The sequence below is a fragment of the Jonesia quinghaiensis DSM 15701 genome, from assembly GCF_000423205.1.
In the GTDB taxonomy this organism is placed as follows: domain Bacteria; phylum Actinomycetota; class Actinomycetes; order Actinomycetales; family Cellulomonadaceae; genus Jonesia; species Jonesia quinghaiensis.
Window position 1 is genome coordinate 143,051 of record NZ_AUHN01000011.1, and the last position, 24,116, is coordinate 167,166.

The following is a 24,116-nucleotide window of genomic DNA, read 5'->3' on the forward strand; positions in this document are numbered from 1 at the left end:
CCCTGCTGCTCAAACAGTGGTGTTAGACAACAAACCGCTGTTGCACATCGGCAAGCAAGGGAAGAGCATTGCGCCACAACAGGAACGCCACCACACCGCCAAGCAACAGCAGCACCCCGTCTGAAGTGAGGTACACAATCCCGAGGCTAAACACCCACAAGGACAACGCTCCCAATGACACCAGTGGGGCAGCGGTCACGTAGTACATTCCGAGGCGGGCAACGTCTCGCCACCGGAACGTAAATTGCGAGTGGATGTGCAAGGCGTGACTGAGCCATACGAGCGCAACAATGGTGATGCCCACCCCGGCCCACATGAATCCTGAAGGAACCCCAGCGGCAGCTCCATACGCCGCGTTAAATGCAGTCAAACCACCTAACCCCACAACTGGCACGGACAAAGCCAACGACCCTACCGTGTTGCGCCGCAGCCCGTAAAAGAACGCTGCAAACGGGCTGTCATCGAGGTCACGGGTGCGTTGCTGGCAGGTGAAAAAAGCGGCTGACACCCCTGGCACACACGCCCACACCACCAGCGCAAACAACGGGATGTTCGACGCATCGCGGTCCAGAAAAATCGACACCCCAAACGGCACTGCCACCGCGAGCGCGAGGCAGGCGGTGAGGGCCAGCATCCAGTAGGTCTGTTTGGTGACGCGGGCGAGGATTCCGGTGCCGAACTCTTGCTGGGTTGTCATGAGGGGGTGTCCTCTGGGGTGTGGTTGTGGTGCCGGGCGATGACGGCGACCTCGGTGGGGTTCAGGGTGATGCTATCGCCTTCGGTGAGGGTGTCGCCGGTGAGGAGGTTGGTTCCGCTGAAGGGCAGGGTGAGTGTGTGGGCGGTGTGGTGGTGGTTGAGGAGGAAGTCGATGTGTCCGCGGCTGGTGTGTTCCATGCCGGGGGTCGCGGCGAACGGTGAAGTGATGTGGTGGCGGGCGATGGCGTTGTGGACGATGGTGGCCATGGTTGTTTCATCGAGGATGGTGCCGATGTACCAGGCGTCACCTGCTCCTACGTTGTGGCGGGTTGCTGCTGGGGTGCCGGTGAACCAGTCGCCGGTGTAGGTGGCGACGGGTTCGGCGCCGTCGAGTTGGATGATGTCGTACACCAGGTGCCCTGTCCCTGCTGCGGGCGTGCTGGCAGGGTGTGGGGTGAGCGGGTTGGTCAGGTGGGTGGTGAGGGTGATGGGGTCGTTGGGGTGGCGGGCGTCGGTTTCGTCGATGCGGATCCCGAACAGTGGCGCGAGGGGCCCTGGGGTGATGTCGAGGAAGGCGTGGTCGTTGGTGTCGACGCGCCCTGACATGACGGTGGTGATGACGGTGCCGCCGCGGTGGGCGACGTCGGTGAGGCGTTGGGTGATGTCGGTGGTGAGCATGTGAAGGGCGGGGGCAACGACCACGTCGTAGGTGTCGAGAGGCGCGGTGATGGGGATGACGTCGAGGGGTACGCCGGCTTCCCACAATGGAGTGTACAAACGGAGCACGGTGTCGATATAGGACAGGTGTCGGTTGGGCCCATCTGACATTTCTAGTGCCCACCACGAGTCCCAGTCGAGGATGATGGCGGCGCGGGCGGGGGTTCGCAACCCCAGTGTGTAGTCGCCAAGAGTGGCGAGGTCGTGGCCGAGGGTTGCGGCTTCGGTGAAAACGCGGGTGTCGAGCCGCCCGGAGTGGTTGAGGACAGCTCCGTGGTATTTTTCGCAGGCTCCCCGGTTTTGGCGCATCTGGAAGTACAGGACCGCATCAGCGCCGTGGGCGATGGCTTGCCAGGACCACAGGCTTAGGATCCCGGGTTTTTTCACGGGGTTGACGTCACGGCTGGCGGTGGTGGAGGGCGTTTGTTCCATGACCCAGAAGGGTTGCCCGTCTTTGAGCCCGCGCATGGTGTCGTGGGCGAGTGCCATCCGGTTGGCGCTATGTTCGTCGGGTGGGTAGTTATCCCAGGAAGCGAAGTCGAGGTGGGGTGCCCACCGGTGGTAGTCGAGTGGTTTGTACAGGCCCATGAAGTTTGTGGTGATGGGCAGGTCGGAGTGGGCTCGGATGGCGTCTTTTTCTTCGGTGAAGGTGCGGATCATGTTGTCGGTGGTGAACCGGTAGTAGTCGAGTGTGATCCCTTGGAAGGCGGTGTGGTTGGGGGATTTCCAGTGTTCGCTGAGGATGTTGGGGGGCACAATTTGGTCCCAGCTCGTGTACCGGTGGGACCAGAAGGTTGTGTACCAGGCGTCGTTGAGGGCGTCGAGTGTGCCGTATGTGTGGGTGAGCCAGGTGCGGAATTCTTGGGCACAGGTGTCGCAGTAGCAGGCTCCGCCGTACCCGCCGTATTCGTTGTTGATGTGCCAGGCGATCACTGCGGGGTGGTTGGCGTAACGCTGGGCGATGCGCCCGGCAAGTTTGGTGGCTAGGCGCCGGTAGTTGGGTGAGGAGTGGCAGGCGTTGTGGCGTTGCCCGTAGTTGTGGTGGCGTCCTTCGAAGTCGACGCGGTTGACGTCGGGGTAGGTGGTGGCTAGCCATGGTGGGACGGCTGCGGTGGCTGTGGCGAGGACAACCTGGCGGCCTTCAGTGTGTGCCCGGTTAACGATGGTGTCGAGGGCGTCGAAGTCGTAGGTGGTTTCGTCTGGTTGGATGAGTGACCACATGAACACTCCGATGGTGAGGGTGTTGATGTGTGCTGCGTTGAACGCGGCGTAGTCGTCGTCCCAGGTTTCGGTGGGCCATTGTTCGGGGTTGTAGTCGCCGCCGTAGCGGATTGACGATGCGGGTGGCAGTGTCATGGTCGTGTCCGTTCGTGGGCTGGCGGGCAGGAGCAGGTGGTGTGGTGGTCGGGTTAGGCGGTGGCGTGGCCGGGGATGCGGGTGTCGTCGGTCCACGGTTCGGTGGCGTTGGTGGTGGCGGTCAGTTCCACGAGGGTGATTTCGTGGCGGTCCAGGGTGAGGGTGAGGTCGACGCGACTATTGGTGATGTCGTGGGTGGTCACAGTGTGGTGAGGGGTGGCTGCGAGGTGGAGGTGGCGCATTTGCTGGCGGGTGGGTGCTGGTGGGCGACCCATGGTTTGCCAGGCGGTGAACGCGTTGCCGAGGGTGTCGTTGACGCGTTGGCGGCTCACATAGGCTGCCGATGCGGGGGCAGGTTGCCCGGGTGTGTGTGCCCCGGCGGTGGGTGCGGTGGTGGGGTCCAGTGGAATGGACAAGTTCACGGTGTGTCCACTGGTGGGGGTAGCGGATTGCCCGGTGACGGGGTGCCAGGCAAGGAGAGCAATGTGGCCGTCTGGGTGTCGGGTGACTAGGTGGTCGTCCCCGGTGGAGAGGATGTCGGTGCCCATGGCTGCCATGAACGCGAACAGGTGGTAGGTGGGTTTGGGGATGTTGCCGTGGGTCAGAAGCCCGAAGCCGCCGTGGAACAACGCCCGCGGTACACCTTCTTCTTCAAAGACGTCGCTGACGGTCCAGTAGGAGAAGGACGCAACCCCGGTTGAACCGCCGCATGCAAGCACAGGGGCGAGGTAGGCGGCGTTGTAGGCGGTGTCGTGGACAGGGTTGTCGGGCCGGTAGGACGTGTTGTATTCGGAGACGTGGACTGGCAGCCCTTCGAGGGCGGTACCCTTCAGTTCCGCGCTGGGGATCGCGAACTGGTCAATGAGGTGCTGTGGTTCCCTGAGGGTTTGGTACACCCCAAAGGGCACGTGTTCTGCGGGGCCGGAGGTGTAGGCGTGGCGGGACACGAAATCGATGGGCGCACCGGTGCGTTCAATGAATGCAATGAACGGCGCCCACCAGTGGTCTGACCCTGGCGACAGGACGGGCCCACCCACCTGAAATCGCGCATCGACAGCTTTAATGGCTCGGGCGGTGCGCTCATACAGCCGGAAGTATTCGTCCTGGTTGGCGTCCTTCCAGAAAACGGTGAGGTTTGGTTCGTTCCATACTTCAATCGGCCAACTCACTACCTCATCCGCACCGTACCGGTCGATGAGGTGACGCAGGGTCACCTGAACAAGTTCGCACCACGCGTCGTAGTCGGCTGGTGGGGTGATGTTCCCTTTCCACCAAAAAACGGTGTCGTCACCTGACGCCAACACTTCCGGCATGAATCCCAACTCTAGGAGCGGAGTCACCCCCGCCTGAAGGTAGGAATCGATGACTTGGTCAAGGTAGAGGAACGAGTAGCGCACAACCCGTTCACCGCTCACCTCACTGACCTTGATGATTCCCATGTCTTCGTGGAACATGCCGTGCCCGCGAATCGACTGGAACCCAATGTCTGCGACCGCTTTCTTCACCGCATCGATGTGTCCTTGGCGCAGGGACAGCCCCATCCTGCCGGTCCCCACACATGCACGCCACGCATCGGCGAGTTGGGCGATGGGTTCTGATGGAACAACAGGCATGGCGGGAACTCCTCAAATATGTGCTGTGTGTGGGATCGGCCCGGCCATCACGCACATGGCCGGGCCGGAAACAACGGGGAACGTTAGCCGTTGTTCTCTTGGTAACGTTTGTGCGCGCCGTTAATGATGTCCATGTAGGCGGACAGGTTTTGGCCTTCAAGTTCAGAGACGTACGCATCCCATTCGGAGAGGTCACGTTGACCAAGAATGAAGGCAAGAGTGTTCTGTTTGACGTAGTCAGTCAGGGCAGTCTGGTAGAGACCGACCTGTTCTTGTTCGCCTTCATCTAGAGGGTAGGGAGGGTTAGCGGGCAGGAGAGTTTTGTTCGCCATGCCTTCAGCCCAAGCTTTTTCTTCATCGGAGACGTGTGTCAGCACGAGCTCCTCGGTGGAACCGTGTGCCAGGGAGAACGCCCCGTTGAAGAACCCATAGTCAGCTTGAAAGTGCTTGTCAGCGCCCACATTGGTGTCCATGAATTCGATGCCGTCATCAAGAATTCGGTTACCGTCAGTGTCTTTGGCGAAGGTTTCCCCTTCCACACCCCAGCGCACAAATTCGAGTCCTTCATCGGAGTAGTACAACCAGTCAAGGAACTGAAGCATCGCCACAAAGTTGTCGTTGTCCTTCGCGTCGTTGGAGATCATGAACCCGTTTTCTAGGCGTGCCCCACGCATGTTGTCTCCTGCGGGGCCAGAGGGGACACGGATTTTGTCGAGTGTGAAGTCGTCGCCTTTGGTGGCTTCGAGGACAGTGCGTTCCCGAAGCAATTCTTGGCCGTTGGTGGTGATAGCAAAGGACTGTTCGTTGGCGAGTTTTTGGTCCGCTTGGTCGTCTTCTTGGGTGAAGGACTCTGGGTCGAGCAGCCCATCTTGGACGAGGCCAGCGAAGTATTCAACCATCGTCTTGTAGTCATCAGAGGAACCTGCGAAGTAAAACTCGTCTTTAGATTCGTCGTAGAGTGTTCCACCACCAAAGCCCCATCCGGCAACCGTGTTGAAGGATGCTGCTGCCACATTGAGTAGCGCTTCACCTTTCCACCGGTCGGAGAACACATACTTAGTATTTTTCTCTTTTTTGATAGCTTCGAGGACGCTGCGGAACTCGTCCCAGGTGGCGGGTTCTTCTAGGCCAAGGTCTTCGAGAATGTCGGTGCGTAACCCGATCGAGTAGTCGTAGCGCATCTGCTCATAGATACCTGGCAGCATGTAGTACTTTCCGTCTGCTTGACGGATAGTGTCGAGGTCGCTATTCAGGTCCCAGTCTTTGATTTTCTGCTGGAAGTTCGGCATGAGGTGGACGTAGTCAGAGATTGGCAGGATCGCCCCGGACGCCACGAATGGCGCTTCTTGACCGGGGTAGGTCACTGTGATGACATCAGGGGCATCTCCGGCCCCGATGAGTAGTGAACGGCGTTGTTCATAGTCGCTGAGTGGCGCGGAGGTGATGTCCAAGCTGACCTTGTTCTGATCTTCGATGTGCGTGAAGAGCAACCAGTCATCTTTGATGGGATAGTTCGGGTGATCGCGATACAGCATGGAGAACTCAACGGGTTCAGTGGCAACGAATGTTTGCCCGGCCGCATAGTTTTCCATGGCACCGACTTTGTTGTCTTCAAGTTCTGCTTCAAGAGCTTCAGGGTCTGCTGGCCCTGTTGCACTATTTCCGCTGTCTGAGCAGGCAACAAGGGAGAGAGCTAGGAGGGAAACGGCGACAGTGCCGACTACCCGAGTCGATGATCTCCTCATGGTCGTACCTTTCTACGTGGGTCGTAAACTGCCCTGTCATCAATGACTGAGCATCTGGGGTTGAGACAATTTGGTGCGTCAGCCTTTCACGGCGCCGAGCATGACACCGGACACGAAGTACTTTTGGATGAACGGGTAAAGCATGATGATCGGGAGCACAGTGAGCACCATCGTCACGGATTGGATGTTCGCTGCGACTGCGGACACTTCAGCGCCTGCCCCACCGACGGATGTCGCGGTTTCTGCGCCTTTGATGAGGTTTCGCAGGTAGACCGTTACGGGGTACAGTTCGCGTTTATCCATGTAGAGGAAGGCTGCGAACCAGGAATTCCAAAAAGACACCGCATAAAACAATGTCATGGTGGCGATCACTGCTTTAGAGAGCGGCAGTACGATACGGAATAGTGTTCCGTAGGTGCTGAGCCCGTCGATAGCTGCTGCTTCTTCCAGCTCTTCTGGCATATTTTCGAAGAAAGCTTTCATAACCAACAGGTTGAAGATGCTTATCGCGTTGGGAACGACAATGGCCCACAACGTGTTTTTGAACCCTAGGGCGTTAATGAGCACATAGTTGGGGATCAAGCCACCGTTGAAAAACATCGTGAATACGGCGATGAGAATAAAAGCGTTGCGCCCTTTGAGGTGTTTCTTGGACAGTGCGTACGCGAACATCGTGGTCATCACTAGGGCAATAACTGTTCCTACCACTGTGTAGAGAACAGTGTTGCGGTAGTTGACCCAAAACATGGAGTCAGCCATCACCGTTTTATAGGTTTCAACGTTGAAACCTCTGGGGAACAAGTTCACCTGGCCGGAGTTGATGAACCCTTCGGAGGAAAACGACTGCGCCACAATATTGATAAACGGGTACAGCGTCACAAACATAATGAGGTACAGCACGGTGATGTTGACGACTCGAAAGATCCGGTAACCGCGCGAGTCTTTGAGTAGCGCGTTTTTGCGGATCGGATATGGTTCGGTGATCTTGTCAGCCAGTTCACTGGCTTGTGTCGTTACCACAGGCTTGTCCCTACAAGTCGACGTGAAATTGCGTTGGCGGACAGAATAAGTGTGAGACCGATAATCGATTCAAAAAGCCCGATTGCGGTGGCGTAGCTGAAGTTCGACGAGACAATACCTATGCGATACAGGTAGGTCGAGATCACGTCTGCCGTGGGGTAGGTCAGCGGGTTGTATAGCAGAAGCACTTTTTCAAACCCAACTGCCATAAATGAGCCAATGTTGAGGATGAGCAGAGTGATCATGGTGGGTCGGATGCCGGGCAGCGTGACATGCCAGGTTTGTTTCCACCGGTTTGCCCCGTCGATACGCGCCGCTTCGTAGAGGGTGTTGTCGATTTGGGTGAGCGCTGCGAGGTAGAGGATTGTTCCCCACCCCACGGTTTGCCACGCCTCAGAGGTGATGTAGATCGTTCTGAACCAGTCGGGGCGTTGCATAAAGGAGACAGGGTCTCCCCCGATGGCTTCGACGATTTGATTGACCGTTCCTTGCATGGAGAACAGTTGAAACACGATGCCCGCAACGATCACGATCGACATGAAGTGCGGCAGGTAGGAAATTGTTTGAACAACGCGTTTAAATTTCGCTGACCGTAGTTCGTTGAGGAGGAGCGCAAGAATGATCGGGAGCGGAAAGATGATCAGCAGCGACAACCCGCCAAGGATCACGGTGTTTTGAAATACCTGCCAGAACTTAGCGTCGTTGATGAACATCTCGAAGTAGCGCAGCCCCACCCACTCTTCACCGAAGATCGACCCGCCGGGGCGGAACCGCCGAAACGCAATGACGTTCCCCGCCATCGGCAAGTACCGAAAAACTGCGAGAAAAACTAGTGGGAGCACCAGTAGTGAATACACCTGCCAGTCTCGGCGCAGTGCTTTACGCCAAGTGATCTTGGCGCGCGGGTCAGTCGTGCGCTTTCGTCGTCGTCGGCGGGTTGCGGGTGGTTCATCCCCCGGGGTCACCTCGGTGATTGGCGGCTCGAGGGCCGCTACGCCTGGGTGCGCACTCATGCGTCACTCGCTTTCGCTCAGGTCCGGTCACTCCTGTGTGGCCGGGATGTGTCACGTGTTGCCGAACTTTCAACATCGAAAGTTTCGTTAATGTCTCCGTAACTCACTGTGCGTTACACTCTAGAAGTTCGCAACCGAATAAGTCAACGGCTACACAAAACTGTAACTTTCCCCGCTTCCGCGTCACGATTTATCGAACCGATCCAATAAAAGTCGTTAAACTTCCAAAAAATAGTGCCGAAACTTACGTAAGAGCGAGTACGATGATCAGAGCTCTTGCACACTGCAGATTGGCTGGATTTCATGTCGATGGACACGACTACCACGACCCCCAACGCTGGCCCACCGGAAAAAGCCGTCACCATCGCCTCCATAGCGCGTGAAGCTGGCGTGTCCGTTGCCACGGTCTCCAAAGTCCTCAATGGGAAAGCTGACGTCTCCCCCACCACAAAAGCGCATGTGGAATCCATCATCACAGCGCGCAACTACCGCAGGCGCGCGCCCAAAACCAACAGGTCATCACTCATCGAACTGGTCTTCCACGAGTTCGACACAGCGTGGTCAATGGAATTGGTCGCCGCAGTTGAACGGCGCGCGGCGGCGGACAACATCAACGTTGTCATCTCTCGCCTCGACACTGACGGACGGCCGGCAAGCCAACTCATCGACGCTATCTTGGAACGCAGCCCTCTTGGGGTTCTCCTCGTCATGACATCAGTGGACGACGCCCAAGTCGCTCAGTTCGAATCCCGTTCCATCCCCGTTGTCGCCATCGATGCTTTCGGCGACCAACCCGACCGCATACCAACCGTCGGGTCAAATAACTGGAGCGGCGCATTTGCTGCCACAAAACACCTCATTGATTTAGGGCACCGCCGCATCGCGATGATCTCCGGCCCCATCCGTTATCTGAACTCACGGGCACGAGTGGACGGCTACCGGTCAGCACTCGAATCATCAGGGATCGACATGGACCGCAGCCTCATCCGGTACGGTGACTTCTTCTTCACAGGTGGAGCGCTCCACGCCCGTGACCTCCTCACCCGCGAGAACCCACCCACAGCAATCTTTGCGGGCTCTGATCTTCAAGCGATTGGTGTCTACCGCACCGCGCAAGAACTCGGTATCCGCATCCCAGAAGACCTCTCGGTGGTGGGCTACGACGGTGTGCAACTCACCGAATGGATGTCACCGCCCTTAACCACCATTGACCAATCTCTCGACCTCATGGGAGAAACGGCAACAGAAATGCTCATCACCATGTCTGAAGGTGGGACAGTACGCGTCCCTCATTTGGATTTATCAACAGAACTCATCATTCGCGGCTCAACCGCACCCCCCGCCTCATAAACAGCCCCTGCCTGTCACACGCCTTATCGACGTCGTCCCACCCGCGCATCGTTCACTCATGCGCCTAGCTGAGGAGATTGCATGCCCACCACTGCCGCCGTCCGTTCCTTTTGGGATGAACAGCTCAACCACCTCCCCACCCCAACCGTGTCATCGACGCCAGTTGAAGGACTAACTGACACTGTCAGCATCGACGACGTCACTTTCACCGGCGCTCACGGCGACCCGATTCGCGCCTGGTTCACCCGCCCCACCAACTCCCCCACCAGAGGCGTGGTAGTCGAATACTTGGGGTATGGACGCGGTCGCGGCAAACCCTTTGAACGACTGTGGTGGGCTGCAGCCGGGTTCGCCCACCTCCTCATGGATACCCGTGGGCAAGGCAGCCAATACGGGACCGGTGGAGAAACCCCTGACCCGCACGGCTCTGGTCCGCACGTGCCTGGTTTCCTCACCAAAGGCATCAACAGTCCGCACGACTTGTACTATGTGCGGCTCATTCTCGACGGCGTTGCCGCCGTCAGTGCTGCTGAGAAACTCAGCGGCCACCAACGCGACCGGGTATTCCTATCTGGCAATTCTCAAGGTGGTGGCATCGCCCTAGCTGTGGCTGGCCTCCTCCCTGGCCTTGGCGGTGTCACCGCCAACGTCCCACTGTTGTGCGACATCGAACGTTCCGTCGAAACCGCATCGGATGGCCCATACCTTGAAGCCCGCACCTATGCTGCTACTCACCGCGAGCGCGTAGACGCGCTGTTTGACTGTCTTGCTCACGTTGATGTGGTGAATATTGTGCCGCGATCGACTACCCCCGCTTTGGTGTCGTATGGGTTGGCGGACACGTTGTGTCCGGTTGGTGGGGTGCGGCGAATGCTCGATGCGTATGGTTCTGATTCTTCGCACAGGGTGCCTGTTGAGGTTGTGGAGTACCGGTTTAATGGACACGACGGCGGTGATGCGACGCAGTTGGATAGGCAGTTGCGTTGGGTGCGTGACCGGGCAGTGTTGTAGGCATTGTTTGAGGGTGCTGGCCATGCGGATAATGGCGGGGTGACAGCTCCTGGTCCTGCCCTTCGCCGCGCCACTATTTATGATGTGGCCCGTGTGGCTGGGGTGTCGGCGGCAACGGTGTCGCGGGCTTTTTCGCGTCCCGGTAAAGTGTCGGCGGCAACTGCTGAACGGATCCGGGAGGCCGCAGAGTTTGTGGGGTATCAGGCCGCTCCTGGCCGGAAGCCGCTTACGGGTCGTGTTCAACGCCGTGGAATGATTTCACTGATTGTTTCTGACATTACGAACCCGGTGTTTTTTGAATTGATTCGGGGCGCGGAGGAAGAGGCTGCCCTCAACGGGTACACCTTGTTGTTGGCACACAGCCGTGAGTCTGGTGAGGTGGAGCGCGAGGCGGTTGAGCGGTCTCTGGATATTGTTGACGGTGTGATTCTCACGTCGACGCGAATGTCTGGAACAGCGATTCGCGCCATGGCGCGGCAAACTCCTACTCTTGCCATTAATCGCATTATTAGTGGTGTACCCAATATTTTTGTGGACCATGTGAACGGAACACGTCAGGTTCTTGATCATCTTGCTGAGCTCAACCATAGTGACGTGTTGTATCTTGGTGGCCCTGAGGCTTCGTGGGCTAATGGTGTGCGCTGGCAAACGTTGAAAGAGCACGGTGCATCACATGGCATGCGGGCCAGCCTGCTCGCAGCAAGTTCCCCCACGATGGATGGCGGGGCAGCGCTTGCCGATGCTGTTCTTGCTTCTCGCGCTACGGCTGTTATTGGTTTCAATGACATGCTCGCGTTGGGTGCCATGAAGGCGTTGCAACAGCGGGGGGTGAGGATTCCTCAGGATCGTTCTTTTGTGGGATTTGATAATTCGACGGGCTCGGATTTGGTGGAGCCTGGGCTGACCTCGGTTGCGTCCCCGCAGCACACGGTGGGTGCAACTGCCGTGCGCACCCTCCTGGCGATGCTTCGCGACCACGGGCCTACTCTTGGCCATTCCGTACGTCTTCCAACCCGTCTTGTTGTGCGTGGTTCCACGGGGCCAACAGCACGTTAAGTATGTTTCGTCGTTGCGCATCGTGGGGTTTCGGTGGATGCAACTTTGTGCAACAAATTGCCCCCATAGGGTGACCTGGCTCACGATCATGGCATGTCAATGTCGATTCAGTTCCACCCCGATCGGCTCTTCCCCGCGGACACTGCAGTCCGTGACATTGCCCGTCGGCTCCACAAAGCTGTGGAAGACCTTCCTATCCTTTCGCCGCACGGGCACGTCGACGCCGCTATGCTCGCGGACGACACCCCGTTCCCTGATCCCACTGCACTGCTCATCAGCCCTGACCACTACGTCACCCGGCTTTTGCACGCCAACCGCATCCCTCTCGACCACCTCAGAGTCGGCGGCACCACAACCGTCACTCCCCAAGCAGCCTGGCGCACCCTCTGCGACAACTGGCACCTCTTTGACGGCACCGCATCCGGATACTGGCTCACTCATGAACTTGTCACCGTCTTCGGCATCACCGACACCCCCAACGCCGCCAACGCCGCCGACATTTACGCTGCTATCGCCGATGTTATTGCCACACCGCAGTTTCGCCCACGGGCACTCATGGAAACGTTCAACATTGAGGTACTTGCCACAACAGATGATCCTCTTGACCCTTTGGATGCCCATGTCACGTTAGCTAGAGACCCTCGTTTCACACCCCGGGTTATCCCAACGTTTCGCCCCGATGTGTATACAAAGTTCTGGAACCCCATATTTCCTGAGCTGGCAGCCAGACTCATCGCAGAGGCTGGCGACAACCACACGGGTTACGACGGTTACCTCACTGCCATCGCAAATCGGCGCAGCTACTTTCGGGAACACGGCGCAGTGTCATCAGACCACGGCACCCACTCCCCCGCGACCCTCCACCTTGACCATGATGAGGCGGCGCGCCTCTTCGATAAAGGCATCAATCGCACCGCGACCCGTGAAGAAGCCCTCGCCTTCGAAGCGCACATGCTTTACCAGCAGGCCCTCATGTCCCTCGATGACAACCTTGTCATGACCCTGCACCCAGGGGTGCACCGCAACACCCACACCGCCACCCTAGAAACATACGGGCCAGACACCGGACATGACATCCCCTTCGCCGTCGATTACGCAACCAACCTGGGCCCGCTCCTGAACGCGGTAGGAACACACCCAGATTTCCGACTCGTCCTGTTCACCATCGACGAAACAACGTACTCCCGGGAAATCGCCCCCCTCGCAGGGTTCTTTCCCAGCGTGTACATTGGCGCCCCCTGGTGGTTCTTGGACGCCCCAGACGCCATGACTCGGTTTCGCGCTGCAACCACCGAAACGGCCGGTTTCTCAAAGTCCGCCGGGTTCATCGACGACACCCGCGCGTTCTGCTCCATCCCAGCACGACACGACGCAGCGCGCCGAACCGACGCAGCCTACCTTGCACGGCTCGTCGCCGAACACCGGATCACAGAAAACCGCGCCCACGAGATCATCGTTGACCTCGTTGACGCCGCACCACGACGGGCATTCACATTATGATTCACACACTTTCACGCACACCGCTCGACCGGCGCTCCGCTGGCCTAACAACCACACGCGACCCACGCATCGTGCATATTGGTGTTGGCGCTTTTCACCGAGCCCACCAAGCGTGGTACACCCAACACGCCGACGATAACTGGGGCATCGTCGCTTTCACTGGGCGCAGCCCACACGCCGCAACACCGCTGGCACAACAAGACGGGGTTTACACCCTTATCACCCGGTCAGCGCACGGCGACACCTACGAAGTCATTGACACCATCGTGAGTGCCCACGACGGCAACGACCTCACCACACTGACCGCCCACATCGCAGCGGCAACCACCGCCATCATTACCCTGACCATCACTGAAGCTGGCTACCACTGCATCTTGGGCGCCAACCCGCCGCACCTCAACCTCAACGACCCACTCCTCCAACAAGACCTTGCCACGCTCAAAGCGTTTATCGGGAAGGGGAACGGTGCATTGACACAGCAGGATCGGCGCACCCTCACCCTCAACACGGCGCCCGCCCGGATCGTGCTCGGACTCGCAGCACGAAAAGACGCCGATGCGTGGCCATTAGCGATTCTTTCCTGCGATAACGTCCCAAACAACGGAGCAGTCACTCAAGCCGCTATCACCGGCATCGCACAGCACGTGGACGCCACCCTCGCAGAATGGATCATCAAACACGTGTCATTTGTGGGCTCCTCCATTGACCGCATCACCCCACGCATCACAGAAACCGACAAACACACTGTCGCCCACGCAACGGGTTATCTCGACACCGCACCTGTCGTGACCGAACCGTTCTCTTCCTGGGTGATCAGCGGAGAATTTCCGGCAGGCCGCCCTGCGTGAGAAGAAGCTGGCGCACAGTTCGTTTCCGACGTGGCCCCCTACGAACGCCGCAAACTGTGGCTCCTCAACGGCGCGCACACACTCATGGCATACGCAGGGCAACTCCGTGGCCACACCACCGTCTCGGACGCCATGCTCGACCCTGAAGTCACCACCTGGATCAGCGAGTTTTGGGACGAAGCCTCCCACCACCTCACCGAACCCGAACTAGATATCCCCACCTACCGGGCCGCACTCACTCAACGCTTCACCAACCAGCGCATCGCCCATCCGCTTAAACACATCGCCCACGACGGCTCACTGAAACTCGCCGCCCGAGCGATCCCCGTTTACCGGGCCGAATGCAAAGCGGGGCGCCCGGGAACAGCTTCGTTGCGCATCCTGGCAGCGTGGTGTGACTACGTGATGATCCAACAGCGCAACACCACACCCATTCACGACCCACACGCCGCCGTCATCACCGAAATCCTCGAACGGCACGCTCATTGCCCCCGCGACATTGCCACAACCCGGGCACTGCTGTCTGTTATTGACCTCGAGCTCACGGACAACACCACAGCACTGCACGCCATCCACGCAATGCGCGGCTCCTTCTAAGCACGCCCAGTACCAAAACCAGCACGCGGTAGCGCAGCTACCACTACCTCCGCCTACCCAAAAAGTCACTCTTGAAAGGACTGACGATGCGCATCGTCACCGCAGAAGTACTCGTCACCAGCCCCTCACGCAACTTTGTGACCTTGCGACTCACCACCGACGACGGTATCACCGGGCTCGGAGATGCCACCCTCAACGGCCGTGAACTAGCCGTGGCCTCCTACCTCAACGAGCACGTCACACCGTTGCTCCTCGACCGTGACCCGCACCGCATCGAAGACACCTGGCAGTTCCTTTACCGTTCCGCCTACTGGCGGCGGGGCCCAGTAACAATGGCCTCGATAGCCGCAGTAGATATGGCCCTGTGGGACATCAAAGGGAAGATAGCGGGGCTTCCTGTATATCAACTGCTCGGTGGCGCCTCGCGCACTGGGCTGCGCGCCTACGGTCACGCATCAGGCACCGATATGCCCTCACTTTTTGATTCAATCCGCCACCACTTGGATGCGGGCTACCAATCGATCCGTGTCCAAACAGCGATCCCCGGCATCAAAGCTGTGTACGGGGTTGCTTCACAAAAACAATCCTCAGGTCAACGCTACGACTACGAACCAGCAGGTCGGGGCGCTTTCCCCCAAGAAGAAGATTGGGACACCCGCGCTTACCTTCGGCACCTTCCCAAGGTGTTCGACGCTGTTCGCAACGAATTTGGGCCAGAGCTCCCGCTCTTGCACGACGGACACCACAGGATGACCCCCATCCAAGCAGCTAAGCTCGGCAAAGCCCTCGAACCTTACGACCTGTATTGGCTGGAGGACTGCACCCCCGCCGAAAACCAAGAAGCCTTGCGCCTCGTGCGCCAACACACCACCACCCCCCTAGCGATTGGTGAAGTGTTCAACACGGTGTACGACTTCCAAGCACTCATTAAAGAGCAACTTATCGACTATGTGCGGGCTGCCTCTACCCACTTTGGTGGTATTTCTCCACTCAAAAAAATCATGGATTATGCCGCCCAATACCAGATCAAATCTGGTTTCCACGGACCGACGGACATCTCGCCCGTGGGTTTCGCCGCGCAACTGCATGTTGGTTTAGCGATCCACAACTACGGGATCCAAGAGTTCATGCCTCAGTCGCAAGCGACGAACACAGTTTTTGAGCAAAACATGTCGTTCGTTGACGGTTATCTTCACCCCGGAGATGCCCCTGGCATCGGTGTGGAATACAACGACGACGCAGCCAAAGCGCACCCTTACCAACGGGCATATCTTCCGTTCAACCGCCTCGCTGACGGAACGGTCCACGACTGGTGAGCACAGCGATAGAATCGGACAATATGGCACCTACACCACTCACCACGCGCCCTTTTTATGTCGTAGTCATGGGGGTGTCTGGTTGCGGAAAAACATCAGTCGGTTTGGCCTTGGCAGAACGTATGGCCTGTGAGTTCCTGGACGGCGATGTCCTTCATTCACCGGAAAACGTGGCGAAAATGGCTGCAGGCACACCGCTCACAGACAGTGACCGTTTCCCCTGGTTGCAGGACGTAGGTCAACGCCTCGCTGCAGCACAAAAGGCGGGAAAGTCTTTTGTGATTGGGTGCAGTGCACTACGGCGAGCGTACCGTGACCTTATCCGGGATCAGGCCCCAGGTACCGTATTCATTCACCTTGATGGAGACAAAGAAACTCTGTTGCAAAGGGTTAGCGTGCGAGCAGGGCACTTCATGCCTGCAACACTTCTGAACTCTCAGCTCGACACGTTGGAGCCACTGCAGGACGACGAAACTGGATCTGTCGTTGATGTTGCCCTCAGCATCGACGAAATCATTGATACCGCCGAAGAATGGCTATCCAGCATCACGTGATAACAACAACCAAGCGGCAATGACAGCCGTATACCGCATGTCCCACTAACCCTCAGCGCGTGGGTGTGTCACTGGCTTCGCTGTGGTGCTCTTGCTTCACATGCTCGCAGTGTTGGCACTGTTGTTTCTGGCGTGGTGTGGTCAGGTATTTAACAACCACAGCGACAAGCACCGCCATGAGCGCAAGGAAAAGAATCGACGTCACAATGTCGTAAAGCATGTGGTGATCTTTCACGATAGAGGGTGCCGGGTCATACGGTCTTAATGTCCACAATACCCGACTCGAGCTTGCTACCGGCACCTAGATAAAACACAGCCCAAACAGGCGCCACGCACCAGGCGTAAGATTCTTGTGTGTCACGTTCACGGGGTAAGCGCATCGCGCTATGGGGTTTCGGTATTGTTTTTGGGCTCATTGCCGTGATTGCGGTCGGGCTGGTGGTGTGGAGCCAAACGGGTGTCATGACTGCTGAGCCTGATGCTCTCGCCGCAGTACGCGAGGACCCTCGCATCGAACTTACAGACACATCAACCGCGATTATCATGAGCCCGACGGGTGACACTCAACGAACAACAACCGCCGATGAGGGTGTGGGGTTAGTTTTTGTTCCTGGCGCGAAAGTTCAGGCGCTTGCTTACGCCAAAACGCTGTCAGGTGTGGTTGCTGAAGATGGAGTGACCGTGGTGATCACGAAACCGTGGTTGAACCTGGCTTTTTTTGATCTGCGTTCCCTTGACCATTTCACAGGCCTTGTTCCCGAGGTTGAGACCTGGTTGGTGGGTGGGCACTCATTAGGTGGGGTGAAAGCGTGCCAGTTTGCACCTGACACAGATGGGCTTATTTTGTTTGCCTCTTACTGCGCTAATGATCTTTCCGACAGTGACATTCCTGTGTTGAGCCTCGCTGGTAGTGAGGATGGTTTATCAACCCAGGAAAAGGTCGCTGACTCCCGAGGGCTACTTCCAACTGACGCACAGTTGGTGGAAATCGAGGGTGCAAACCACGCCAGCTTTGGCGCATACGGGCCACAATCCGGTGATGGGGAAGCGTCCATCGATGAATACGCCATGCTCATCCGTATCACTGACGAGATCAGCAACTACTTAGACGACACCCAGATATCAAAGTAATACCCTTTGGGGCTGTTTACAGTCCAATTGCACCGATTTCCCGTGCGATTCGTGCCAGGTCTCGACGCTTACGGACCTCTAGTTTCCGGCGGATACGTAGAACATGCGCTTCCACTGTTCGTACGGACAGAAAAAGCTCTTGGGCTATTTCGCGATTCGTCAGGTCACGGCTGAGCTGTTCCATCACTTGACACTCACGGTGAGAAAGAGTCCGGTGCCAGTCTTGGACATTGTCACACTTTTGTTTATCGATAGTTCGAGCATCGGCAACCCGTTGCACCATTGTCACGAGCCACGGCGGGCTGTCGCCATCTGTAACGAATCCTCGCGTATCGATTGCTTGCCGATGCCCACCCTTTTCGCAACCAGAAATGGCGTTGTGCATCCCGTGACGTCCTTGAACCTTTTCAATTGCTTGCCATAGCGCAGCCACCACAGTGACCCACTCGGTCTCCATGGTGAAAACGTAGTGTCTAGCTACGCTTAGTTCTCGTGCAGCCTCAGCGTCTCGGCCTGCAGCGAACAGTTCAACACACCACAGGATGTGAACAACTTGGACCAAGACCCCATCGTTACTCACGATTCCTCTGGCTAGAAGTTCCTCAGCGCTGAAACCTTGTCCACATTCGTTAAGTACGGCTTCATCATCTGCGCCAATATGGCTCGAGGCTTGCGCGAGACTTTGGCAGACCTGCCCCGCATACAATGCAACAGACAATTCAAGGGCAGGCATGTCTTTGCTCCTCAGCATCATGCTGGTACTTCTGAATGTGTCTCCCTGGTCATGTCGAGCATCACCCACACGCTGATGGACGCAAGCCCTAACCGATGCACCTAAGGCAGCCAGGATGTGTGCGTCACTGTCATGGCGTGTTGGCGCACATCCTCGAGGTTTGGGGGGTTGCTCCAAAAAACTTTCGGCAAAGAACTCTAAAACATGTTGTCGTAGGTCAGCGTTAAATTCCTCACTTTCGATCGATAACGAGCTAGGTTCCCTGGTGCGACACAATGGATGTACGAAATAGCCCGTTGGTGAACCGAGCGTATAGACTGCTCGGCACACTCGGAGCGCACGTAGTGCTTCACGTGGGTAGATAGTTTCAGCCCGCACCGCACGAACACCTCGAGCACCCGATAACTCGTGGAGAACTGCATGATATTTTTCGGGAATTTTTTCCATAATTTTCTGGACCTGCGCCATGAGACGAGGCCTAGCAAATAGATCGTCAATAAGCCCGTCAATACCTCTCCCATGCGGGTTATTTAGCGACTCTCGCAATGATTCACACACCAGCTGCACCATGCTTGGATAGTCCCCTGAGAGAAGATGAACCATACGAACGAATAATTCAGAGCATTGAATTTCTGGTAAGTCCCGCTTGATGACTGTACGGATCATTGATTCGGTGAGGAATCCCATGTCAAACTCCACGCATTCGTATAAGCGCATAGCTTGAAAGATTCGACTTAGCGCACCGCCCTGGTGCCCCCAGTGGGTGCGAGCCAAGTGACCTGAGGATCCACCGCACGTTTCAGGCGAATCGACGACCCGGGTGGCTATCACTACACGTAATGTGTCCGCTGCGACGCGATTCGCTATGGCGTCAGCAACAGCTACAGGTAGTAGCGTCGCCTTCTCTATGACTACAGTCTGCACCCACAGAAGCGATTCATCTAGTGATTGCCTCCACTCTGATGGGTGATGAGAAGGCAAAACCCATCCTTCACTTGCTGAATGATCTACCACCCGTACGGTTTGTCCAGAGCCCCCATTGTTTCGCGCTCCTTCTAAGCGCAAGAACCGGACACCGCCACTCCGCAGCACATCGGTCACTGAATCGATGTAGAACGAACTGTCCAACTCGCCCCATCCCACGAGTGATAGATGCGCGGAACCCTCCTGAACCGTTCTCAGAACCTCATCTAACCGATCAGTCATTTTCTCGCCTATTTAGAAACAATTGCTGATTCGATAAAGCTCTATCTCTGCAAAGAAGAATGCACCCTACAACAATACAAATATTCGAATACCCCATCAACAGCCTATTGGGTTTGGGTAGTTTTTTCACCCGAAGAAGAGCAGATACTACGCCATTTTTGCTTTTTCCATCCGCACTGTCGCTCCAAATACTTTTCGTTGCTACTTTCGAAATACAAGAGAGTTTTCACCACAACTTTCCTAGGAGGATTCGTGAGCTCACTATCTCGTAACCACACCGCAACTGCTCGAAAGAACCGTCGCCGCAAGGTACTCGCCATAGCATCGGGAGGTTCGGTCTTGGGCATCGGGCTGAGTTTCACACTCGCCGCCTGGACGGACACTGAGTGGGTATTCGGTGCAAATAGTGCCGGAGACGGGCCGGGCATCGGAACCAGCACATTTGAGGTTCAACAGAGTACAGAATCGCCATTCGACACGTTTGTCGATGCTGAGACGGCGCCTGGCGGAGCAGTATCTTTCTCACCAAACGCACTGGCTCTATCTCCAGGAGTGTCCACGTTCGCTCAGGTCGCACTTCGGACAACATCTGACTCTGCTGCTGGAACTCTTGAACTACAAACCGCACTTGCGGCAACCGCGGCGCAAGTACCTGGAGTTGATGACACAGCGGACGCGCTCTTCAATGTTCTCGATGTCCGTGTCGCTACTTCAACAGACACCCAGATTACTTGCGACGCCACAGCATTCAATGCATCTCAACCTGGGGTAACAACAATTGCTGATGGCTCTCTTTCAGGTGCAGCCGCTACGGCTACACAATCGTTAGCCGCAGCCAGTGGATCAGTGCAGTTCTACTGTTTCGAAATCAGATTGGCAGATCCGTTTACGCCGGGCGCAGGTCTTGAAGTTGATGACTACATGGGTCGTGCGGTCGCCCCGATGTGGCAGTTCGAAGCAACATCGTAGTCATGCCACTTTTTGAGAAAAGACCTGTGAACTGTCATGAGCACTCATGAAATGTCAACGGCGTGGCCGCGTCAGCTCTGGCGCGGCCTGACCGCTGCTTTCCTCTATTTAGCTGCAATATGTGGCGTCGCTGTAGCGGCGTGGATGGTTGCGGCCCATGTTTTAAATCTTCACCTTGTCGTTGTTCTCACCGGTTCGATGGAGCCAACCATTCCAGCGGGGTCAGTTGTAATGTCTCAGACGGTTTCAGCATCAAAACTCGAAGTGGGTGACATTATTACTGCTCCGCGGCCTGGCTACACCTTGCCTGTGACTCACAGAATCGTAGATATAGCTGCGTTGTCCCCAAACGGCGGTGAACTACGGACGCTCACCCTCCGGGGGGATGCTAACCCCATTAATGACCCAGACCCGTACACACTTGATTCCGCTGACAAAACTATGGCCGTGGTTCCTCACGTTGGTGGTTTGCTCACAAGATGGGTAACACCGGTCGTTGGACTTGCCTTGATTGTCTTCATTTCGGCTCTTGTGACGTGGGCTTTCTGGCCACGGAGGCAGATCATATGAGAGCCAAAACCGCGTTGGGGGTCATCCTCATCGCCCTTGGATTACTGATCACTGGCCCTACAGCAGCAGCTGTCTTGACTGCCGTACCTGAGACAGGGAATTCTGGTCAGTTGGTTTTATGGGCGAACCCCTATCCCGCGAACTTCACACTTAGTGCAACTGAACCAACAACATGGCGTGTGAGCGCTGAAGTTACTGGTGACAGCGACGCAACGCTCTCCATGAAAGTCAGCCGGTGGGGGGCCTTAGCGGACCATCGCGATGGGTTGCATATTCGAGTGGAGTATTGCACAGCCCCCTGGGGCAACTTTCAACAGGGGGCCGGTTCTTCCACCCCTTCGTGTCCCGCGAAAAGCGGTGAAATTGTTACTATCGAACCATCTGATACCACACCGTTAACAAATGATAATGTTTACCAACTAGGCTCCATTAAAGCTAGCGGTTACCTGCACTTTTTAGTGACACTGTGGTTGGGTTCAGACCCAACAGACGCAGAGGATTCGACTGCCAACCTTACTGCTGTTGTGGGCATTGGCATCACTGCCAAAGCAACTGAAGAAGCCGTTGGCGGCGTAACTGCCCCACCACAGATACCCCCCTCATCAATACCTCCGGGAAACACATCACCTGACAACGACGGGGGCAATCAGTTGACATCTCACCCAAAACCATTTGGTACAGGCAACCGCTCATTAGCGGAAACCGGTCTATCTACTTGGAACTCTCTTGCGTTTGCCATTGGATGCATCACCGTGATGAGCGGAATCGCACTCATTGTTCTTCATCGCAGAGGGAACCGCATCCGCGAGTCACATTCATCGCTGATGGCCCCTCATATGACTTTCGTTTCTCATGAAGCTGCTGGCAACACGCAGGAGTGGCAATGACCGTTCACCCGCCTTCAACTACACAGGGACAGCGACAATCTCGCTTCAGTCCCCGTTTCGCATTTTTTGCTGCCGGCTTCACGACCACGTGCGTTGCTCTTATAGCAACCCCTGTACTTTCCGTTGCCGCCTGGGTCACACCGGAACATGTTCATGGCACAGTAGGCACTTCCAGTTATCAGTGCGAATCTGAAGAAACATACTCGACTACTGCAACGGCCAAGTTCATCGAGGCTACGGTGCTTAGTGGCACCCCTTTGGCTTCTCTTGCTGATGTCGAAGGTGTTACCACTGAGTTCACGGAAGAGGGTAGTTTCTTTGTTTCTCCGTCAGGAAGTACTGACCTTCATCCGACGCCTCCACGCCGTACATTTGCGAACCCGCTTTCTGTTCAAGTAGTCGAGGGGCTCGTTGCATTGGATCTCTCGCAGCTACTGAACATTCCCGTTGACGGCGCTGCGGTGGGCGGGTTAAACCAGTGGAGCAGCGTTGATCCACGGGGCGTAGCTTCCGCAGCAGCTGGCCTTGTGAGTGATAGTGGCGGGGTTTTAGTTTCCGATGCCCCTCCCCCTGACTCGTTACCTTCTTCTGCTTCCCTATCGCTCACGGACACATTGCCTACGCTTTCTGGAATCGCGGGAATCGACGATGTGTCATTAGAGATTGGTGCCGTTTCCGCATCTTCAAGCATCGACTGGTGCGAAATGTTGCGCTCTCGAATTTGGGGAGGTGACAACAGTCTCTTAGTCGAACGAGACTATCGCATAGCGGGGCTTGGTTTGAATGTTGATAGCACCTTAGTAGCTTCTTTAGGGAGTGCTGTCACCCAAGATGTTGTGCCTGCGGTAGAAGCTGAAATGTCAAACCTCGTTGGAGTGGATGGGCTGGTTAGCCAAGTCATAGTCAATGAGATTGCTGGGGTGCTAGCCTCTGGTCTTGGTATTGGTGATGTATCTGGAACAGTGAGTTTGACGCAACTGGATCTAGCATCGGCGGTTTCCGAACTTACCGATGACAGATTGTCTGATGGCGTAGTGACAATAGATCTATCTAGTGGTTTACTCACTGCGGACCTTGAGGCGCTTTTGGGTTACGACCAAACATCATTGAATAATCTTGCCCCTAACACTGAATTGCTTATCAACTCAACGGTGATCAATGCGTTATCTTCTCGCGTGTCAGCGCTTTTGGATCAGTGGGTTGAAGATGTTGAATCTACTGTTCTTGCAGCTTTGCGTAACGCCCGGTTAACGATCGATCTCAATGTCATGGTGCGCATTCTTGGCGGCATTGACATTGTGGACGTTAATGTCACAGCTGATCAAACAATCGGCAACATTATGGATGGTGATCTAGAAGTAGCCGTGACGTTAACTAATCAGAAGGACACCGCCGTTTTGAACACTGCACTGAGTCTATTAGGTTTGTCTCTCAATGACGTGCTGAGCTCTTTGAGCGGGTTAACGAACTCGTTAGTTGGGCCCGTAGTCAACACTGTTTCCTCTACAGTGAACTCCGCCCTCGCAGAGGTAGCGTCGACACTTAATCCGCTGGTGTCTGGTGCTGTTACGTCTTTGGATAGTGTTTGGTCAGCACTAGCCGCACCAGGGGTACTGTCGATTATGGCAAATGTGCAGCCGGATTCTCCTGGAGGCCCTCAAGATTTCACCTACGCAATTGACGAGGGAAACGTTTCAAGCGGTGAGTTCGTCCAGGCTGCTCTTCGGGTTGGAGTGGGAGATCAACTCATTCCAGATAGTGTTGCGGTGGTTTATCTGGCTGTTGCTCGGGTTGGTCCGGTGGTGGATGTGCGGGGTTAGTACGCATGTGACCTTTGCGTACCGGGGGTGCCCCCGTGTGGTCTGTGCCCTATGTCGCGTACCGTGTGCCCGTGCGTGTCTGTGGTGTGTGGGGGTTATATGTGGAGGGCCCCCAACGCGAACAGTGTTCGTGTTGGGGGCCCTGCATGATGTGTGGTTGCGGCTGTGTCCTACTCTCCCACACCCTGTCGGGTGCAGTACCATCGGCGCTGGCAGGCTTAGCTTCCGGGTTCGGGATGGGACCGGGCGTTTCCCTGCCGCTGTGACAGCCGCAAAATCGTCGAAACCTTAAGCACGTGTGTCTGGAAGAGTGTGGTGTGGTTTGGGGTTGTGGTTTGTGGACCGGGTAGTGGACGTGTTTATGAGCAGGGTTCTTGCGTGTTTTGTGTGTGTGTTAGTGGTTGGCGT

General features: G+C 56.4%; 21 protein-coding genes and 1 rRNA gene. 13 read left to right on the forward strand and 9 right to left on the reverse strand.

Going from position 1 to position 24,116, the window contains the following annotated elements; translation table 11 throughout:
• Nucleotides 1-22 precede the first annotated feature (22 nt).
• The 6 genes from G538_RS16555 to G538_RS0111845 all read right to left on the reverse strand — a co-directional run bounded on the left by G538_RS16555 (nucleotide 23) and on the right by G538_RS0111845 (nucleotide 8,160).
• Nucleotides 23-697: a hypothetical protein gene (locus G538_RS16555; protein ID WP_051197069.1), complete on the reverse strand. Its 675-nt coding sequence runs from the start codon at nucleotides 695-697 to the stop codon at nucleotides 23-25.
• Nucleotides 694-2,769 (reverse strand): beta-galactosidase, encoded by a 2,076-nt coding sequence (locus G538_RS0111825; protein ID WP_029069480.1) that lies wholly within the window; start codon nucleotides 2,767-2,769, stop codon nucleotides 694-696. The genes G538_RS16555 and G538_RS0111825 overlap by 4 nt, the downstream gene beginning before the upstream one ends.
• Nucleotides 2,770-2,822: 53 nt before the next feature.
• The gene (locus G538_RS0111830; RefSeq protein WP_029069481.1) at nucleotides 2,823-4,382 is read right to left on the reverse strand and encodes a GH39 family glycosyl hydrolase; all 1,560 of its coding nucleotides are present in this window, start codon (nucleotides 4,380-4,382) and stop codon (nucleotides 2,823-2,825) included.
• Nucleotides 4,383-4,465: 83 nt separating this feature from the next.
• Nucleotides 4,466-6,127 carry an ABC transporter substrate-binding protein gene (locus tag G538_RS0111835; RefSeq protein ID WP_029069482.1) on the reverse strand — a complete coding sequence of 554 codons (1,662 nt, stop codon included), beginning with the start codon at nucleotides 6,125-6,127 and terminating at the stop codon, nucleotides 4,466-4,468.
• 78 nt (nucleotides 6,128-6,205) lie between these two features.
• Nucleotides 6,206-7,147 (reverse strand): carbohydrate ABC transporter permease, encoded by a 942-nt coding sequence (locus tag G538_RS0111840; RefSeq protein WP_245566860.1) that lies wholly within the window; start codon nucleotides 7,145-7,147, stop codon nucleotides 6,206-6,208.
• Entirely contained in the window at nucleotides 7,141-8,160 is a 1,020-nt protein-coding gene (locus tag G538_RS0111845) for an ABC transporter permease (protein WP_029069484.1), read from the reverse strand. Before G538_RS0111845 ends, G538_RS0111840 begins: the two co-directional genes overlap by 7 nt.
• Before the next feature lie 309 nt (nucleotides 8,161-8,469).
• On the opposite strand from G538_RS0111845, the gene G538_RS0111850 reads away from it, so the two are divergent.
• The 8 genes from G538_RS0111850 to G538_RS0111880 all read left to right on the forward strand — a co-directional run bounded on the left by G538_RS0111850 (nucleotide 8,470) and on the right by G538_RS0111880 (nucleotide 16,392).
• The gene (locus tag G538_RS0111850) at nucleotides 8,470-9,510 is read left to right on the forward strand and encodes a LacI family DNA-binding transcriptional regulator (RefSeq protein WP_157544482.1); all 1,041 of its coding nucleotides are present in this window, start codon (nucleotides 8,470-8,472) and stop codon (nucleotides 9,508-9,510) included.
• An 81-nt stretch (nucleotides 9,511-9,591) separates the two neighbouring features.
• Nucleotides 9,592-10,521, forward strand: coding sequence for an acetylxylan esterase (locus G538_RS16560; protein ID WP_051197071.1), 930 nt, complete (start codon nucleotides 9,592-9,594; stop codon nucleotides 10,519-10,521).
• 39 nt (nucleotides 10,522-10,560) lie between these two features.
• Entirely contained in the window at nucleotides 10,561-11,577 is a 1,017-nt protein-coding gene (locus G538_RS0111860; protein WP_029069486.1) for a LacI family DNA-binding transcriptional regulator, read from the forward strand.
• A gap of 93 nt (nucleotides 11,578-11,670) precedes the next feature.
• Complete coding sequence (uxaC, locus tag G538_RS0111865; protein WP_029069487.1) at nucleotides 11,671-13,077, forward strand: glucuronate isomerase; 1,407 nt, start codon at nucleotides 11,671-11,673, stop codon at nucleotides 13,075-13,077.
• Nucleotides 13,074-13,925 carry a mannitol dehydrogenase family protein gene (locus tag G538_RS18530; protein ID WP_051197073.1) on the forward strand — a complete coding sequence of 284 codons (852 nt, stop codon included), beginning with the start codon at nucleotides 13,074-13,076 and terminating at the stop codon, nucleotides 13,923-13,925. Before uxaC ends, G538_RS18530 begins: the two co-directional genes overlap by 4 nt.
• A gap of 30 nt (nucleotides 13,926-13,955) precedes the next feature.
• Nucleotides 13,956-14,522, forward strand: coding sequence for a mannitol dehydrogenase family protein (locus tag G538_RS18535; RefSeq protein ID WP_051197075.1), 567 nt, complete (start codon nucleotides 13,956-13,958; stop codon nucleotides 14,520-14,522).
• A gap of 86 nt (nucleotides 14,523-14,608) precedes the next feature.
• Nucleotides 14,609-15,838, forward strand: coding sequence for a D-mannonate dehydratase ManD (manD, locus tag G538_RS0111875; protein ID WP_029069488.1), 1,230 nt, complete (start codon nucleotides 14,609-14,611; stop codon nucleotides 15,836-15,838).
• Between the two features lie 23 nt (nucleotides 15,839-15,861).
• Nucleotides 15,862-16,392, forward strand: coding sequence for a gluconokinase (locus G538_RS0111880; protein WP_051197077.1), 531 nt, complete (start codon nucleotides 15,862-15,864; stop codon nucleotides 16,390-16,392).
• A gap of 52 nt (nucleotides 16,393-16,444) precedes the next feature.
• Here the strand turns inward: G538_RS0111880 and G538_RS18080 are convergent, their stop codons facing one another.
• Nucleotides 16,445-16,627, reverse strand: coding sequence for a hypothetical protein (locus tag G538_RS18080; RefSeq protein ID WP_169514121.1), 183 nt, complete (start codon nucleotides 16,625-16,627; stop codon nucleotides 16,445-16,447).
• Nucleotides 16,628-16,746: 119 nt separating this feature from the next.
• On the opposite strand from G538_RS18080, the gene G538_RS0111890 reads away from it, so the two are divergent.
• Nucleotides 16,747-17,523 carry an alpha/beta hydrolase gene (locus tag G538_RS0111890; protein ID WP_029069490.1) on the forward strand — a complete coding sequence of 259 codons (777 nt, stop codon included), beginning with the start codon at nucleotides 16,747-16,749 and terminating at the stop codon, nucleotides 17,521-17,523.
• 16 nt (nucleotides 17,524-17,539) lie between these two features.
• Here G538_RS0111890 and G538_RS18235 read toward each other — a convergent pair whose 3' ends face one another.
• Complete coding sequence (locus tag G538_RS18235; RefSeq protein WP_029069491.1) at nucleotides 17,540-18,256, reverse strand: helix-turn-helix transcriptional regulator; 717 nt, start codon at nucleotides 18,254-18,256, stop codon at nucleotides 17,540-17,542.
• Between the two features lie 1,458 nt (nucleotides 18,257-19,714).
• On the opposite strand from G538_RS18235, the gene G538_RS0111900 reads away from it, so the two are divergent.
• From G538_RS0111900 to G538_RS0111915, 4 genes are read left to right on the forward strand one after another with little or no spacing between them, the layout of a single operon-like run.
• Complete coding sequence (locus G538_RS0111900) at nucleotides 19,715-20,431, forward strand: hypothetical protein (protein ID WP_029069492.1); 717 nt, start codon at nucleotides 19,715-19,717, stop codon at nucleotides 20,429-20,431.
• Nucleotides 20,432-20,467: 36 nt separating this feature from the next.
• Complete coding sequence (locus tag G538_RS16575) at nucleotides 20,468-21,001, forward strand: signal peptidase I (RefSeq protein WP_084618370.1); 534 nt, start codon at nucleotides 20,468-20,470, stop codon at nucleotides 20,999-21,001.
• The gene (locus G538_RS0111910; protein WP_029069493.1) at nucleotides 20,998-21,888 is read left to right on the forward strand and encodes a hypothetical protein; all 891 of its coding nucleotides are present in this window, start codon (nucleotides 20,998-21,000) and stop codon (nucleotides 21,886-21,888) included. The genes G538_RS16575 and G538_RS0111910 overlap by 4 nt, the downstream gene beginning before the upstream one ends.
• Entirely contained in the window at nucleotides 21,885-23,708 is a 1,824-nt protein-coding gene (locus G538_RS0111915) for a choice-of-anchor G family protein (RefSeq protein ID WP_029069494.1), read from the forward strand. The genes G538_RS0111910 and G538_RS0111915 overlap by 4 nt, the downstream gene beginning before the upstream one ends.
• A 157-nt stretch (nucleotides 23,709-23,865) precedes the next feature.
• On the opposite strand, the gene rrf is transcribed toward G538_RS0111915, so the two are convergent.
• A 5S ribosomal RNA gene (gene rrf, locus G538_RS0111920) occupies nucleotides 23,866-23,982 on the reverse strand.
• Between the last annotated feature and the right edge of the window lie 134 nt (nucleotides 23,983-24,116).

Coding starts and splice junctions, on each gene's coding strand:
- G538_RS0111845 (WP_029069484.1), bottom strand. CDS start 8,160: ATGAGTGCGCACCCAGGCGTAGCGGCCCTCGAGCCGCCAATCACCGAG.
- G538_RS0111915 (WP_029069494.1), top strand. CDS start 21,885: ATGACCGTTCACCCGCCTTCAACTACACAGGGACAGCGACAATCTCGC.
- G538_RS0111880 (WP_051197077.1), top strand. CDS start 15,862: ATGGCACCTACACCACTCACCACGCGCCCTTTTTATGTCGTAGTCATG.
- G538_RS16560 (WP_051197071.1), top strand. CDS start 9,592: ATGCCCACCACTGCCGCCGTCCGTTCCTTTTGGGATGAACAGCTCAAC.
- uxaC (WP_029069487.1), top strand. CDS start 11,671: ATGTCAATGTCGATTCAGTTCCACCCCGATCGGCTCTTCCCCGCGGAC.
- G538_RS0111825 (WP_029069480.1), bottom strand. CDS start 2,769: ATGACACTGCCACCCGCATCGTCAATCCGCTACGGCGGCGACTACAAC.
- G538_RS0111835 (WP_029069482.1), bottom strand. CDS start 6,127: ATGAGGAGATCATCGACTCGGGTAGTCGGCACTGTCGCCGTTTCCCTC.
- G538_RS0111910 (WP_029069493.1), top strand. CDS start 20,998: ATGAGAGCCAAAACCGCGTTGGGGGTCATCCTCATCGCCCTTGGATTA.
- G538_RS0111850 (WP_157544482.1), top strand. CDS start 8,470: ATGGACACGACTACCACGACCCCCAACGCTGGCCCACCGGAAAAAGCC.
- G538_RS18530 (WP_051197073.1), top strand. CDS start 13,074: ATGATTCACACACTTTCACGCACACCGCTCGACCGGCGCTCCGCTGGC.
- G538_RS16555 (WP_051197069.1), bottom strand. CDS start 697: ATGACAACCCAGCAAGAGTTCGGCACCGGAATCCTCGCCCGCGTCACC.
- G538_RS0111830 (WP_029069481.1), bottom strand. CDS start 4,382: ATGCCTGTTGTTCCATCAGAACCCATCGCCCAACTCGCCGATGCGTGG.
- manD (WP_029069488.1), top strand. CDS start 14,609: ATGCGCATCGTCACCGCAGAAGTACTCGTCACCAGCCCCTCACGCAAC.
- G538_RS18235 (WP_029069491.1), bottom strand. CDS start 18,256: ATGCCTGCCCTTGAATTGTCTGTTGCATTGTATGCGGGGCAGGTCTGC.
- G538_RS16575 (WP_084618370.1), top strand. CDS start 20,468: ATGAGCACTCATGAAATGTCAACGGCGTGGCCGCGTCAGCTCTGGCGC.